Annotated in this window: 1 protein-coding gene; it reads left to right on the top strand. The window is 46.0% G+C overall.

The genetic code is table 11. From position 1 onward, the window contains the following. Positions 1-554, top strand: a 554-nt coding sequence (locus tag R7190_RS29770; protein ID WP_318138194.1) for a hypothetical protein, incomplete at both ends; no start/stop codon positions are given.

The following is a 554-nucleotide window of genomic DNA, read 5'->3' as shown; positions in this document are numbered from 1 at the left end:
AAATTGGGCGTTTGATTGTTCGAACTGATGGCTCTATTAGCTTTAGACCAAATGACGATCTTGATCATACCGATGCGGCTTCAATCGATTTCACGGTTCATGTTACGGCTACCGATGGTGACGGCGATACGAGTACCGCCGATCTAGACATCTCCGTGACCGACAGAAATGCACAAATCGATACCTCATCGGTGTTGTCTTTCGAAGATAAAGGCCGTGATGGTTCTATCCTTGGTACTGAGAATGCCAATACGCAAGATAACTTATCTGGTCTAGATACTACGCCAGCGAAAGTCGATCTAGTGATTAACTTGCACGACCTCGATAGAAATGAAAGCCTAGGCGATATCACGATTCGCGATGCGAGCACGCACAACGGCACGTTCTATTATCGAAATGCCAATGGTGAGTACATTGAACTTACGCCAGTCAATGGCTCTGTTGTGTTGGACGGTTCGAATGTCATTCAATCATTCAATGGTGAGTTCGTTACGCTTGAGAACCTCTATTTTGTACCTGACCGCCATTTTGCGACGGGCGATAGTGGCATAGAT

Source organism: Vibrio sp. 1078-1 (assembly GCF_033340475.1).
Note: the sequence above shows the minus strand (reverse complement) of the source record. Positions and strands in the feature narration are given on the sequence as shown.